The organism is Mesorhizobium sp. B2-4-1, assembly GCF_006442185.1.
Classification (GTDB): domain Bacteria; phylum Pseudomonadota; class Alphaproteobacteria; order Rhizobiales; family Rhizobiaceae; genus Mesorhizobium.
This window is the reverse complement of sequence record NZ_VFVN01000007.1, coordinates 278,071-292,344: the sequence shown is the minus strand read 5'-3', so window position 1 is coordinate 292,344 and position 14,274 is coordinate 278,071. Positions and strand designations below refer to the sequence as shown.

Here is a 14,274-nt window from a genome sequence, read left to right as displayed (position 1 = left end):
AATTCAAATGACGTTTCGCAGAAGGACAAAGGCCTCGGCCGCCCTCAGATGGGCGGCGGTGCCCCTGACGATCGCAAGCGCCCGCAAGGTTTCGATCGAACGCTCATGCGGGAAATCTCTGATCTGTGAGGCGAACATCGACGCAGCTTCGAGTTTGCGGTCCAGCGTCGATGCGATGTCTATGAAGACGTTCGGCACGAAGCTCGGCGTCACATAGGGGGCATTCCAGTTCGTTTCGGAGACGGTCTCGTAAGCCATGATCGTCCGCGGATATTGAGATTGGGTCGGGCGAGCCGCTACCAGCGATGACAGGAAGATCAACTGGTGGTCCATGTGCACATCACCGACGAAAGGGATGAGCAACGTATCCGGCACGACATCCCGCAACAGGGTCAGCAGCGCCCTGTTGAGCGTCGCGTGCGGCGTCTCGGCGATCTGCGCTGCCGGCAGATCAAGCCAATGCGTCTGTTGCACGCCCAAACAGGCATGCGCCGCCTTGGCCTCGCTGCGAACCCGTTCCGTCATCTCCTCTGTGAAGGCGGGCGGGCTGCCTCGCGTAACCACTGCGACATGAACTTCTGCGCCTTGCGCAGCCATCCGGGCTATCGTGCCGCCACACCCCAGGACCTCATCATCAGGATGCGGTGCGATCACCAGAAGTCGACCGAGTGCTGGGTTCATGGCCGGACCGTCCCGGCGGGCATAGCCTTCAAAGCATGGTCGACATGGCGGCGGTCGACACGTTCGCCCAACAGTGCCACTTGGACAGTCAGAACCAGTATGTGCAGATCGAGCCACAGGCTGCGGTTGCGCACATACCAGAGGTCGAGCGCTAGCTTTTCGCTGTTGGTGAGGCGGGTATTGCCGTTCACCTGTGCCCATCCGGACAGGCCGGGGCGGACCGTGCCGCGAATACGCCCCAGCTCGCCGAATTCGGCGATGGTGGCCGGGAGCAACGGACGGGGCCCCATGAAGGCCATGTCCCCCCTGGCGATCGAGAGAAGCTGCGGCAGCTCATCGATGCGGACGGAGCGCATCAATCGCGTGGCCGGCGTCTCACGCAAGGCGTCGGGGAGCAGCATGCCATTCCCGTCTCGCCCTTCATGCATCGTACGAAACTTGCAGATCACGAACGGGCGACCTTCCAGCCCGCTGCGAGACTGGCGGAAAAACAATGGACGGCCGACACTGGCCCAGACAATGGCAGCAGCCACGAGCCATAGCGGCAGGCTGAGAACCAAAAGGATCACCGCGGCGATACGGCTTGGTATGGCCCGGCCAAGCGGAACGCGCGCAGTCCAGCCGCCGGAACGTGCTGTTGGGGTGCTGAGGCCGATCATTGCGACGGTCCGACCTGGACGGAAGAGGTCGTCGCCAAGGTAGTGGCTGAACGGCTTGTCGTGTCCTGGGCGCTGTCCAGGCGATTTATTGACACAAGAATCGTATCTCCGGCCGCAACCGGATCGTCGAGGGTCGCCACCTTTGTGGCGGTCTGGCCATTTACCTTGCGGCGAATCTGGTAGGTGAACGTGATGGAGTTGTTGCTACGTGTCTGCTCCGCGGCCAGCGAGCTCAACAGCAGGATCTGTTCCTCGGTCGATTCTCGAACCGCGATCAGGCGCTCGATTTCAGAGTTGTGGGCCTGGAGATCCGTCAACGCCGTGTGTGTCCAGGTCTGGGTGGCGTCATCTAGGTCGCGCTGCAACTGGCTCAATTCGCGGCGCACCGTTGATGCCTGATTGTAGATTTCAAGCAGATGGGATTGCTGCGTGGTCGCTTCGCGCTCGGCGTTCGAGAGGTCTGTGATTGTGACGAGACCTTTCTTGTTGAGGCCCCTGATGCGATCGAGATCCGCCTGTGCCGAAGCGATCACTGTCTTTTGTATGTCCGAAAGCTGTTGAACATTGGCGAGGGCAACATTTACTTCTTCGATCCCCGCCGAGAGCTGCTTGCGACGTGTCGTCAGCGCATGTTGATCTGCTTCAAGGATGCGCTGCTCGGTAGGAAGCAGCGTCGCGAGCAGGTTGGCGTTCATGAGGCCCTTGATCTTGGCAGGCAGATCCAGTTCCGAGATCTTGTCGCTGTTTGCCAATTGGGCCTTGATGCGCGCAGCGGCGACCGCCTCCTTGGCGATCTCCACCACGCTTTCATCAAGAGCTCCGCGCAACCGGGCGCGTGTTACGACGCGATCCTCCGCCGTGGCTCCCCCGGTCGACTGCCCGCCCGCAAGCGCCACCGCCTGCTCCACATTCAGTGCCGGCTGGTAAGGAAACGAGCCCGGCGCCTTTACATCCCCAAGGACGAAGATCGGGCGGAAGCTCACCACCGCAAGAGCTATATGCGGGTCATTGAAGAGTTCACGCTCGATGAATGCCTTACGGATACGACTCAAGGCGTCGGGCACCGTCAGGCCGCCGACTTCAAAGCTGCCGATCAGCGGAATGTTGATCGCGCCATCGCTGGCGACCGTGAGTTGTTCGGCGGGAAGCGCGTCGTCGATGAAGTCAAACGACACCACATCGCCGACCGAAACCTTGTAGTCATCGTCCGCCGCGGCCCAGGCATCAAGCTGGGAAATCAGAATCGCTGCAACCGCAAGGATCGCAATACTGGCGGATCCCAGTGCTTTCGCAAGGAATGTACTGGTCCACGCGCCTGTCGATCGCCTGCTCCGCGCCGCATTGCAATAAGATGCCATGGAAGCCCACCATAGAATTTTCCTGCAAAGACCCTAGCGACACCTGCGCGAGGACAATGAGTCATACCTTTGGTGGAGCGGTGACAACCTTCGGTCTGGTTCCCACCTAATTTGGCTAACTGGATGTCGACTGCAACCAACGTATGGTGCGGCTGGATACTGTCGGACGATTGAATGCTTCCTCAGGGCGGAGCGTTGCAGACAGCTGGGAAGCTTGCGTGCACACAAGTGTTCTTCACACCATTACCAGTCTCGACGTCGGCGGCGCTCAGGTCATGCTTGCCCGTTTTCTTGGCCAGGTCGACCAAAATCGCTTCTCGACTTCAGTTCTGTCCCTGCTTTCACCCGGTCCGGTGGCTGCAAACGTAGAATATACAAGATCGGGGCTCGTTTCGCTCGACATGACGGAACGGCCGCGACCACGCGATGTCGTTCGGCTGACGCGGTCGATAAGACGGGCGGCCCCCGATCTTCTTCACGGATGGATGTATCACGGCAACGTCGCGGCAACGCTCGGCTCGATGCTAGGGCTCAATTTCTCGCCGGTCATCTGGAGCATCCATCACACGGTTCGAGATCTCGCCGACGAGAAACCATTGACGCGCCAATTGATACGGCTCTCGGCCCGCCTGTCGAGGCGCACCAGCGCGATCTCATATTGCTCGCGCGTCGCCGCCGATGATCACGAGCGCCTGGGCTTTGATCCGCGCCGGAGGGTGGTTATCCCGAACGGGACGGATTGCGATCAATTTTCCCCCTCGGCCGACGCCGGTGCGAAGCTGCGCCGCCTGTTCGGCTTGCCGCCCGGACGGCTGATGATCGGCCATGTGGCACGCTTCCATCCCATGAAGGACCAGGTTAGCCTGGTCCGCGCCATCAGCCGGCTCCTGGAACAGGGATACGACGTTCAGGGCATATTTATCGGGGAGGGACATGCCGACGGCCCGGTGCGGCGCACCGCCCGTGAGCTCGGCATAGACGACCGCATTACCACGCCGGGCATCCGCGCTGACATCGCCGACCTCATGCCGGGCTTCGACGTCTACGCGCTTTGCTCGGCTTGGGGCGAGGCATTTTCCCTTGCCGTAGGCGAGGCGATGGCCAGCGGCGTGCCGGCGGTGGTTACCGCGGTCGGCGACTCCGGCTGGCTGGTCGGCGACAGCGGCGTGGTCGTTCCACCGGGAGATAGTGAAGCTCTGGCCGCCGGATTGATCAGGCTTGTCAGCCTTGAACCGGCCGAGCGCCGCGCCTTGGGTCAACAAGCGCGTCGTCGCGTCATGGAGAACTTCTCGCTTTCCCTTTACGTCGGCAGGCACCTGGAACTCTACGAAGCAGCTCTAGGGCGTCGTCGCCATATCCGATAGGAGCGGCTGGTGGTTGCTGTGCACATGAATGGTCGAGATTCTCCTCGCGCCCCTGTGGACTATGCGATGCGCCGCAAGCGCATCGTCGTCATTGCGAGCCTGACGCGTTCGCTTGTCAACTTTCGTCTCGAATTGTTGAAGGCCATGGTCGCTGCGGGGCATGATGTCATTGCGCTCGCCCCCGATGAAGATGAGCGGGCGATCGCCGGTCTCAAGGCAATTGGCGTGACCTTCCGACAGATTCCGATGGCCAGGACGGGTACCAGTCCGCTGGCCGATTTGCGAACGCTCAAGGCGCTTTACAAGCTCATCCGCGGCTTGGCGCCCGAAATCGTCCTGGCGTATACGATGAAGCCGATCATCTATGGTGGATTGGCTGCCCGCCTTGCCCGTGTACCGCGCCGGTTTGCGCTCTTTACAGGCTTCGGCTTCATATTCAGCGGCAGCATGACGGGACTGCGCGCAACCATTTTGCGCCGGTTGAGTATTGGTCTCTACCGCTCGGCTCTGGTCGGCTGCGAAGCAGTTTTCGCTTACAATGACGCCGACGCTTCCGACATCCGGCGCCATGGGATGGTTTCTGCGACGACGCCGGTGATCATGATCCCGGGTTCAGGAGTGGACCTGACACTGTTTGCCGCAAGCCCCCCACCTTCAGGGCCTCCCGTCTTCCTTCTGATCGCTCGCTTGCTTCGCGAAAAGGGAATTGCCGAGTTTGCTGCCGCCGCGCGTATCCTGAAGACCAAGTACCGCGCTGCACGCTTTCAGATTCTCGGGCCCTTCGATCCCAGTCCCCTCTCCATCTCGAAAGCCGAAATGGACCAGTGGACCAAGGAAGGCGCCGTTGAATATCTCGGCGAAACACACGACGTCGGTCCCTATTTGACCGCGTCCACCGTGTTCGTGTTGCCGTCCTATTACAGGGAGGGCATTCCCCGCAGCGCGCTGGAAGCCTTGTCGACCGGTCGGCCGATAATCACGACCAACGCCCCTGGCTGTCAAGAAACGGTGATCGAGGGCGAGAACGGTTTCCGGGTCGAGCCGCGAGACGTGGAAGCTCTCGCCTCGGCGCAGCGGGCTTTTCTCGAGGATGAGGAACTCGCCGCAAAGATGGGCGCCAACTCAAGAAAGCTCGCGGAAGACCGGTTCGATGTTCACAAGGTGAACCAAACCCTGCTCGAGGCGATGGGGATATAGTCGGCCGCGCCTGATCGGCCGCGCGGCCGATGGCGGTCAAGCAGGAAAATAACGACGAATCTGCTGCCGTTTCAAATAGGCTTTCCGCAGGGCACCACGGGCCTGTCGGAAGGGGTCGACGCGGTTGAACACCCAGCCGATCGATGGACCGCCGGCGAACCGCAGGCGCTCGACAACCTGGGAGAGAGCCTCTTGCGTGGTGTTGTCCCACGCGGCCACGACCACGACGGTATCCACCGAGGCGGCAATCCTGATTGCGTCTTCGACGACGAGCACAGGCGGCGCGTCGATGATCACCACGTCGTATTCGAGCCGGAACGCCTCCAGCAATTTCGCGAATTGGCTGGAATTGAGGAATTCAGGCAAGGTCTGGTCGTCGGCAGATGGCGCCAGCACATCCAGTCGCGGAACTTCAGGAAGCGTCTGAACGATCTCTGCCAGGGTGCAACCACCATGTAGGTAGTCGTTGAGTGTCTTGTCGGCGGGCCCAAACTGCATGGCGCTATGGATGCTGCGGGTTCGCAAATCCAGATCAATCAGCGCTGTCAGGGCGCCGTCCATTCCAGCTGCCACGGCGAGGCCCATGGCCGTCGTTGTCTTGCCTTCCTGTGGTAGTCCTGAACTGACCAGGATCACCTGTTTGCTCCGGCCACCGTTCATCCGGGTGCAGGCCATGTACAGCGACCGGAAGGCATCGGAGAAGGCCGACCGTGGTTGCGACAACAAGGTTTCAAGAGGAGGCGTGGCGCGTTGCAGGAATTTCTTGGGCAGTTGCGGAATCGACGCCAGCAGTGGCGCACGGATAAGCTTCGATACCCGTTGTGACTCGCGTATTCTCACATCCATGCTTTCAAGCGTCAGCACAAGGATCAGGGCTAGGATCAGCGACGCGGCGAAACCGCCTGCCGTCATCAAACGAAGTTTGGGAAAGGAAGGGCTCGTCGGAATCTCGGCAGCGGAAACCGTCCGCACGCCGGGCTCGACCGCCTCGGAAAACGGATCGAGGCTGCCAAGCCTGCCTGATACGAGGTCGTAGAGCTTCTGCTCGGTCGACAATTGGTTGTTCAGTTCCCGAAGCTTCGCTTCCGCCAGGCTCCTTTGCCGTAGTTGCTCGTTGGACTCCTCCAAAGTCTTCGCGAGTTGGTTGACCCTGCCTTCGTTGACGCGGACGTCGTTTTCCAAGATTGCGATCGTACGCAGCATCTCCTGAGAGATCATCGCGCGGACGGCCGCTACTTTTGCATCCGCCTCCTGGACCAAGGGATGATTGCGCCCGTAGTTGCTGGCCAGTTGCGCGCGATCCCTCATCGCCGTCGCTTCGTCGTTGCGCAGGGACGTCAGGAAGTCCGATGAGAGCAGGGGATCGACGTTGGCGCCCGCGTCGCCGGTCTTGGCCGCCAGCCTGACCTGGGCGAGGCGCGCCTGCGCTTGCGTGTATTCACCTCTAGCGGTGCTGAGCTGCTCGTTGCTTTGCTGGATCGAGGCGCGCAGCAGATCATCGCGTGGATCGCTGGATACGCCGTGTTCTCGCGCATACTTGGCGATCTGGCCTTCTATGGCGGCTATCCGTGACGCAAGCTCCGTCGATTGCTGCCTCAGAAAGCTAACGGCGTCCTTGATGTCCTGCCGCTTGTTGTCCCGGGACCATTCCACGAACAGTTTGGCCGTCGCATTGGCTATCAGGGCCGCCCTCGACGCGTCGTCATTGAAAAAGGAGATCGTCATCGCCGAGCTCTCTCCGGACCGGTCAACCGAAACGCTCGACAGATACGATGAAATCGCCCGATCTTGCTGAACCCCCTTCGATGGCAGCGACGCGGGATCCTGCGGGTCGGCGCCGGCGACAAGGCTCCATAGCGCTCGCGGTATCGAGACGATCAAGCCGACGGCCTGTGACAGCAGTCCAGGGCCCGAATCCGAAGGGGAAGCTCGGCTCGCGGCTGGTTTCAGATAGGTGTTGAAGTCCGGGTCCTTGATGAGGTCCAGTCTGTCGACGACCAGGCTGGCGAAGACACGAGAGGTGATCAGATCCGCCTCGGTGTCCATTCGCGACTTGTCGGGCTGTTGATTAGGCTGCGCTTGTGCGGTGTCGAGAGGATTGGGATCGTCGGATTCGACAACGATCATCGAGCGAGCGGTGTACGTCTTGGGAAGTTCCACGGCCGTGATGAGCGCGAGAGCGGTGCCGGTAGTCACGACCGCAAGGATCAAGGGGAGGCGCCTTCGGAAAAGCGTGTAGAGCTCGCGCGGGCCGAAAGTGCGTTCCTTCGACGGCTCGATCGGCTCTTGAAGAAATGGTTCCAGACGGCTCCACACGCTGTTGTCGTCTATCAAGCTCACAGATCCCGCCCCTTTTTGTTTGTCTTCGACTGGTCCAAGCCGGCCCTGCCACATCGGACCTGGAGGCTACCCAACATCGAATTCGCGACTTACCGCGACGACAGTTTTAACATGGTTGCGCGGCCGCAATCGCGCTCAAGAGGCTTAGCCGCAAAGGCGACATCATCCAAAAGGATAGCGTAACCGGCCCGGGCCCTATCTTGGCAGATAGGCTGAACTGCAGGCCCAATGAGGGCTGGCGAAAAGGACTCTCAAGCAGATTCAGGAGTGAGGATGAACTACGCCAGGGCTCCTCGCCATTATTGGACAAGGCCCGGCCCCAAACCGGCCGTCACATCGTTGCCAGAGGTAGCCGGGAGACTCGGGCTCTGGTTCGCCGTGGCGTCCGTCTTTCTCACGCCCTTCAATATTCTTCGGTTTGATGCATTCTATTTTACCATCAGCGACGGCTTCGCTCTCGCGGCCGTATTCGCAGCCATACTCGGGAAATCCTTTTCGATCTCTCCCTTGGGCGCGGGGACGTTTCTATGGAACATCGGCATCGCCCTACTATGCGGGATGCTGCTGCTAAGCAGTCTGATCCACGGAGATCCGCAGCGAGGCTTCATCATCTCGGCGCAATATCTGTACGCCTACTTTCTCCTGGCCTTCATGATCGTGTCGAGGCCCTGGGCCGAAATCGTTCTCTTGATGAAATCATTTCTTTGCTCGATCGCCGTGATGTGTCTGCAGGGGATAGTGATAATCGACATCCTCAAGCAACGCGGCACCGTCTTTGTCAGCGGCAATGGTCGTTTTCAGGGTTGGGTGGAACGCGAGAATGAATGCGCAACGCTGATAGCGCTCTCTGTCCCGCTAATGTTGTGGCTGGTGGCGTCAGGCTGCATAAGGCCTCGCTGGCTTTGGGTCGGACTGCCGCTTTTTGGCTATGGCATTATTTTGACAGGATCCAATACCGGCCTGATCGGCCTTGTCTTTGCGGTCACCATCTTCGTAGTCGCGACGGGCTCGTGGCGCCGCATCATTTCTTTAGCGGTGACCTCGCTCGCCGCATTCTTCATTGCCGTTACCTGGGGCCGCGACTTCTTGCCCGAGGTCTTCCAACACCGCGTGCTGAATGCGCTGCAGAATGGTGACCTCGATGAGGCTGGCACGTTTGCAGACCGTATGCGGCTCATCCATGAGGCCATTGGCAAAGCGGACAATAATTCACTGCTTGGTATCGGTGCCGACCAGTATCGGCAGGTCAGCGAATTGCACGCCCCGGTCCACAACACCTACCTCCTCATATGGGTCGAGGCAGGGCTGCCCGGATTCATCGGTTTTCTGCTCCTGCTCGTGGCAGGCATCACCATCGCCATCCTTGCCGCTCGGAGTCGTGAAGGCAAGGTATCCGCCATTTGCACGGCGACGACAGTTCTCCTCTTCGCGGCGCTGGCCAATGCGCTACCGCATCTTTACAGTCGTTTCTTTCTCGTGCCTCTGCTGCTTGGAATGGCGCCCAGTGTTGCGATTTTGCGCGACGGCCCAGCTTCAAGAACGGTCACGCGCTTTCTTCGCGGTACTCGCTCCAAGTACGGTCGTTCGCGGCCTTTCCTACGCAGGCCGATCTAAGGGGCCCACCAGCCGAGCTTTCCAGCTCCTACAAAGGCTAAAATCGGCGCACCCGGAAGATCTGGTCAGGGTCTCCCCATGGCAAGAGCGAGCGATATATAGAAGCTATTTCGCCGGCTCTGATGCTTGCGCGGAGATGAAACGAGCGAGGGCGAACACGCCCTCGACGAAGTCTTCTCCCTCGATAAACCGGCCCTCAACCCAGCGTCCCTGGGTATCCTGACTGTCGACGAGCTGACGCACCTTTGAATTCAGTTCGCCAGTACTCAACTCATCCGCGGCACTGATCCACAGTCGTTGACGTGAAACTCTCTGCCCCCGCGTTGCACTCTCGAGCCGAGCGAACACCGGCTCGATCTCTGCACCGGTTTTCATGCCGTAGTGTTTCAGGAGGTCCATGTCGTCGAACGTCACTTGGCCGCCCTCATCGATGTAAAGCGGCCGGTTGGTGTTGAGTTCGTAGAAACGTGCCCAACTGCCGTCGGACAGGCGCGCCGCCTGTAGCCAGGTGGCTGCAGTCGTCGCCGCGTGCAGCAACCGCGCATCCCTGTTTTGCTCGTTCAACTCGATCAGGTAATCGATATTGCCGGCGGTTTCGCGCGAGACGACCGCTGGCGGCTCAAACCTGCGTCCCCAAACCGGCTGCATGGAACGATCGTAACCCTGAGCCCAGCCCTGTTGTGGCGCGGGCAACTGGGCTGCAAGGAGAAAATCACCGACCTTCTCCGCCGTCTTGAGATATGCGGGATCGTGATATGTGCGGTAGGCGTTGAGAAAGAGACGACCCATATCGCGGGGAAGATTGTCATTGACGATGAAATAGGGCGGACGATCAGGCTTCTGCCACTCGTGAGACCAACTGGCCGGAATACTCGCCTTGGCCGCAGCCTTTACATCCGCCCCAGGCGCGGCTCCCTTGAAGAAGACCGGGAAGGCCCCATTCGGGTATTGCACCCGCATCAATCGATGAAGCGCCCTGTCGATGCAGGAACGGACGTCCGGATCCGAACCGCCGCTCGCCAGGTCGAACCACATCAGAAAATTCAGCACGCTCTGTGTGTTGTTGTCATCGAGGACAGTCTCGTTGCGTTGCGGATTGTCCTTGATATCGCGACAGATATTCCCGCCTACCTTCAGTGCGCGGTAGCACCATGTCGCCGCCTTTTGCGGGTCGGTCTCGATCTTGTAAAACCATCCGCCGGACTCCAGCTGAGTCTTGACCAGAGCGGTTGCCACGACCTGGGCAGACTGAAGCCATTGCTTGTCGCCGGTAACCTCGAAAATGCGCAGGAACGCAGCGCCGACAGCCGGCGTACCAGGCGGCTGCACCCAGCCAACGCTCGCGGGCACGGTACCGCCTTCGCCCACCCTCTTTTGGCCGTCGAGGGAATATTTCCATACATAAGTTCCCGCTACACCGAGATGATCGCGGAAATAGGCCCCGGCAGCCTCGATCGCCTCCCGTGCCTCGGCCACTGTCGGCTGAGATTGAGGCGCCCCGGCCAGTGCAGTGCCGCACGACAGCGCGACAAACAGAGCCGAGGCAATATGCCTTAGCACGGCAGCGCTCCCGCTGGGCCTCAAGCGGCCGCCTCGTGTGGACGCGTGCTTGCCTTGGCTGAACCGAGGATCACATGAGGCACGAAGGGCGCCGTCACCGCCGCCGCAGGCTTGGCTTCGTCTCTGCGGTAACTGGGAAGCATATCCGCAACAAGATTTAACACTCCCTCAGTGTCGCCGGCCCTCGCCAAGCGACGCAATTGCGAAAATCCCTTGCGAAGCGTGTCAAGCGGCATCGCGTTGGGCACGGCGCCCAAGACTCCGGAAATCGGAACGTCGACACGTCTTTCGCTTTCGTCGAAGAGTTCCTCGAACAGCTTTTCCCCCGGCCGGCAGCCGACAATCTTGATCTTGATGTCCTCATCCGGCCGAAATCCCGCGAGCTTGATCATGCGGCGCGCCATGTCGATGATCTTGATTGGCGCACCCATGTCGAGAACGAAGATTTCGCCCTGTCCGAGTTTTTTCTCCAGACCATGGGCCGATGCCTGCAAGGTCAGTTCAACCGCCTCGCGTATTGTCATGAAGAAGCGCTTCATCTCCATGTCGGTCACGGTCAGTGGACCGCCGTGGGCGAGTTGGCGCTTGAATAGCGGGATCAGCGACCCGCTCGAACCCAGAACATTGCCGAAACGAACGGTCATGAAGCGGACGGGGGTATCGCCGGCGGTAAAGGCGAGGTCCAGGGACTGGCAGTAGAGTTCCGCTAGGCGCTTGGTAGCGCCCATGACACTGGTCGTGTTCACAACCTTGTCGGTGGATATCTGGACCATTGCCTTGGCGCCGCAAAGGCGGGTCGCTTCTGCCACGTTCATAGTACCGATGACGTTGGTAAGAATGCCCTCACAGGGATTCAATTCGACCATGGGCACATGTTTGAGCGCCGCCGCGTGGAAGACCAGGTCGACGCGATGGCGTCGGAAAATCTCGCCCAGGCGAACAGGGTCGCGTACGTCGCAGATATATGGCTTCCGGCGCACATTCGGGAATTTCTCCGCCAATTCCAGATCGATGGCGTACAGATTGTACTCGCTGTTATCGATCAGGACCACTTCGGTGGGGCCGAGCGCGGCAATCTGCTGCGTGAGCTCTCCGCCGATCGAGCCTCCGGCGCCGGTGACGACGATGCGCCTGTTTTCGATCATTCGGGACAACGCATCTTTATCAAGAACCGCCTGCGGCCTCTCCAGAAGGTCGGTAAGTTCGATGGGGCGCAAGTCGAAGCGACTCTGATATTTAGGATTGCGCAGTTCCAGGACCGGGGCGGGGCGAGAGACAGCGATGCCCAGACGGTCGGCCCGGTCGATCAGCGCTTCAAGCATCGGGTCGACGAGGCCAGGCACCCTTTCGGTGAAAATCACGTGGCGGGGCTTGATGCCGCGACCTTCCAGATCGCCGATGACCATGTCGAAGTCTTCGATGCTGCCCAGAACCGGCACGCCACGCAGGAAATAGCCCTCTGTCGTTGCGCCATTATCGAGCACGCCGACCGGCCAATGGCGTGCATTCGGATCCCGCTGCAGCGCGCGAATATAAAGATCGGCCGCATCGCCTGCACCGATCAGCAGCACAGGGACCACGTCGCGTCCGTTTCTCGCTCTGTTCGCAGTCGGACCAAAGCGGCTTAGCTCAACGAGCTTGGAGCGGATGCGAACTGAAATAAGCAGCGGCACGAGCAACAGAAACTGGATCACTATCACCGAGCGCGGGATCGAATCGAGCCGTGTAGCCACAAACATCAGGAACACGAAGGCCAGCGATGTGACGAATGCCGCGCGAACGATACCGAGCATGTCGCCGACAGAAGCATATCGCCAGTTGCGGGTGTAGAGGCAAGTCACCGGGAAGACCACGGCGCATGTAAGCAGGAAGCAAGGGAGTGCGAAGAGCAACGAAGCGTGGCTTTCCGGACCGGTGAATTCTCCATCAAGGCCCAATCGCATGAATGAAGCAAACGACAGTGCCGCCAGCGCCAGGGCCAGATCGATGATGTAGAGATGAAGGTTCTTACCAACGGCCTTGGCGCGCCCGGTCACCCGCCGGCGCAAGTAAGACAGCACATGAACAATCGTCCGCGGTTTGCTGACGAGACGGCCGAGAGCGATCGCAGTGGCCAGCAAAAGGGATTGGCCTCCCAGTGGACTGATTGCCTCAAACGGCTGATCTGACTGGCTCATTCTAGACCTCGACAAAGCTTACCCGCTGCGCCCCAAGAGAGCGCGTCAAGAGATGCGGCTGTTTGAACTCGCAGGCACAAATCCGTGCCTGCCAGTCCCTTGCTCAATCAAGAACAGGTTGGCCTGCAATCGTTCGGATTCGAGGCTACGATCTTATCGCTGCTATGGGGCGCTTTACCCGCTTTCTAAGCAACACATGCTTTTGTGCATGTGGGGCTATCGGAACTGCAAGCGGACTTTGCCGCGTTAATCCAAAGAGGTACTCCCATCAGTCCGGGCCAGCCAGCTAGCTAGGTCTCGCTGCACCGACGCAATGGCTTACAATGGCGGAGATTAAAATGGTCGCTTGAGTTTCGGTCCGGCGGTCCCGTTCTTCGGGCACTTCATTGTTGACGCCGCCAATGCGCCAAACTCACGCTAGCAGAGGAAGCTTTCTATGCTCGGACAGTTGAAGAACAATCTTCGCGACGCTACCTTTTTCCTTGGCGAAGCCGTCGTTCCAAAGAAAATACGCTACTCGGGTCCCCTGGGAGCGTTGCGCCGCCAGATGATCTTTTGGTCGCGTGACTCCTTTGTGCTTTCATACCCGAAATGCGGTAGAACGTGGCTGCGCACCATGGTTGGCCGCGTCATCGACAAACACTACGGCCTTAACCTGCAGAATCCGATGGAAATCCAGCATTTCTGGAAGATCTCGTCGAACATCCCCTGCATTGGCTTTTCTCACGACGACAGCCCAAACCTTAAGCGTCCCAGCGAAATCCAGGCCGATAAGTCAAAATATTCAGGAAAAAAGATCCTATTTCTGGTTCGGGATCCGAGAGACGTGCTTGTTTCATATTATTTCGACGCAACGCACCGAATGAAGGTGTTTGACGGAACGATCAGTGAGTTTCTTGCCCAGGATGTCGGCAGCATTGATTCCATCATAGCGTTCTACAACGCTTGGGCGCACAACCGCGATAAGGTGAAGGCATTTCAAATGCTGTCCTACGAACATATGCGCCAAGCTCCAAAATCGGCGCTTCGCACGGCGCTAGATTTTCTGGGCATTCAGGGCGTGCCGGAGATGATCCTCGATGAGGCGACAACCTTTGGCTCTTTCGAGAATTTGCGAAAGATCGAAATGGCAGACGCTTTCGGTCACGAAAGAATGCGCCCGACGGACCAGTCGAATCCCGACAGTTTTAAGGTGCGCCGGGGCAAAATTGGCGGTTATGTCGACTATTTCAACAGAGACGAGATCGCTTACATGGATGAGAGAATTGCCAGCTCTTTGGACCCGTATTTCGAAATATACCACCGCAAGGCATAGCGTCGAGCT

Annotated in this window: 10 protein-coding genes; 4 read left to right on the top strand and 6 right to left on the bottom strand. The window is 59.4% G+C overall.

The window, feature by feature from the left end; all coding sequences use genetic code 11:
• Positions 1 to 3: 3 nt before the first annotated feature.
• From FJ949_RS19835 to FJ949_RS19825, 3 genes are read right to left on the bottom strand one after another with little or no spacing between them, the layout of a single operon-like run.
• On the bottom strand, positions 4 to 681 hold the full coding sequence (locus FJ949_RS19835) for a PIG-L deacetylase family protein (RefSeq protein ID WP_140498445.1): 678 nt from the start codon (positions 679 to 681) through the stop codon (positions 4 to 6).
• Positions 678 to 1,340 carry a sugar transferase gene (locus FJ949_RS19830; RefSeq protein ID WP_140498444.1) on the bottom strand — a complete coding sequence of 221 codons (663 nt, stop codon included), beginning with the start codon at positions 1,338 to 1,340 and terminating at the stop codon, positions 678 to 680. Before FJ949_RS19830 ends, FJ949_RS19835 begins: the two co-directional genes overlap by 4 nt.
• Positions 1,337 to 2,698 (bottom strand): polysaccharide biosynthesis/export family protein, encoded by a 1,362-nt coding sequence (locus FJ949_RS19825; RefSeq protein WP_140498443.1) that lies wholly within the window; start codon positions 2,696 to 2,698, stop codon positions 1,337 to 1,339. Before FJ949_RS19825 ends, FJ949_RS19830 begins: the two co-directional genes overlap by 4 nt.
• 143 nt (positions 2,699 to 2,841) lie before the next feature.
• Here FJ949_RS19825 and FJ949_RS19820 point away from each other — a divergent pair, with 143 nt between their 5' ends.
• Positions 2,842 to 4,062: a glycosyltransferase gene (locus tag FJ949_RS19820; RefSeq protein WP_140498442.1), complete on the top strand. Its 1,221-nt coding sequence runs from the start codon at positions 2,842 to 2,844 to the stop codon at positions 4,060 to 4,062.
• Between the two features lie 66 nt (positions 4,063 to 4,128).
• On the top strand, positions 4,129 to 5,259 hold the full coding sequence (locus FJ949_RS19815; RefSeq protein ID WP_140498441.1) for a glycosyltransferase family 4 protein: 1,131 nt from the start codon (positions 4,129 to 4,131) through the stop codon (positions 5,257 to 5,259).
• A gap of 36 nt (positions 5,260 to 5,295) precedes the next feature.
• On the opposite strand, the gene FJ949_RS19810 is transcribed toward FJ949_RS19815, so the two are convergent.
• The gene (locus FJ949_RS19810; RefSeq protein WP_181172104.1) at positions 5,296 to 7,593 is read right to left on the bottom strand and encodes a polysaccharide biosynthesis tyrosine autokinase; all 2,298 of its coding nucleotides are present in this window, start codon (positions 7,591 to 7,593) and stop codon (positions 5,296 to 5,298) included.
• A gap of 279 nt (positions 7,594 to 7,872) precedes the next feature.
• Here FJ949_RS19810 and FJ949_RS19805 point away from each other — a divergent pair, with 279 nt between their 5' ends.
• The gene (locus FJ949_RS19805) at positions 7,873 to 9,213 is read left to right on the top strand and encodes an O-antigen ligase family protein (protein WP_181165376.1); all 1,341 of its coding nucleotides are present in this window, start codon (positions 7,873 to 7,875) and stop codon (positions 9,211 to 9,213) included.
• Positions 9,214 to 9,318: 105 nt separating this feature from the next.
• Here the strand turns inward: FJ949_RS19805 and FJ949_RS19800 are convergent, their stop codons facing one another.
• Positions 9,319 to 10,773: a hypothetical protein gene (locus FJ949_RS19800; protein WP_140498438.1), complete on the bottom strand. Its 1,455-nt coding sequence runs from the start codon at positions 10,771 to 10,773 to the stop codon at positions 9,319 to 9,321.
• A 20-nt stretch (positions 10,774 to 10,793) separates the two neighbouring features.
• Positions 10,794 to 12,950, bottom strand: a complete 2,157-nt coding sequence (locus FJ949_RS19795; RefSeq protein ID WP_140498437.1) for a nucleoside-diphosphate sugar epimerase/dehydratase — start codon at positions 12,948 to 12,950, stop codon at positions 10,794 to 10,796.
• A 436-nt stretch (positions 12,951 to 13,386) separates the two neighbouring features.
• Between FJ949_RS19795 and FJ949_RS19790 the strand changes: the two genes are divergently transcribed.
• Complete coding sequence (locus FJ949_RS19790; protein ID WP_140498436.1) at positions 13,387 to 14,265, top strand: sulfotransferase domain-containing protein; 879 nt, start codon at positions 13,387 to 13,389, stop codon at positions 14,263 to 14,265.
• Positions 14,266 to 14,274 lie beyond the last annotated feature (9 nt).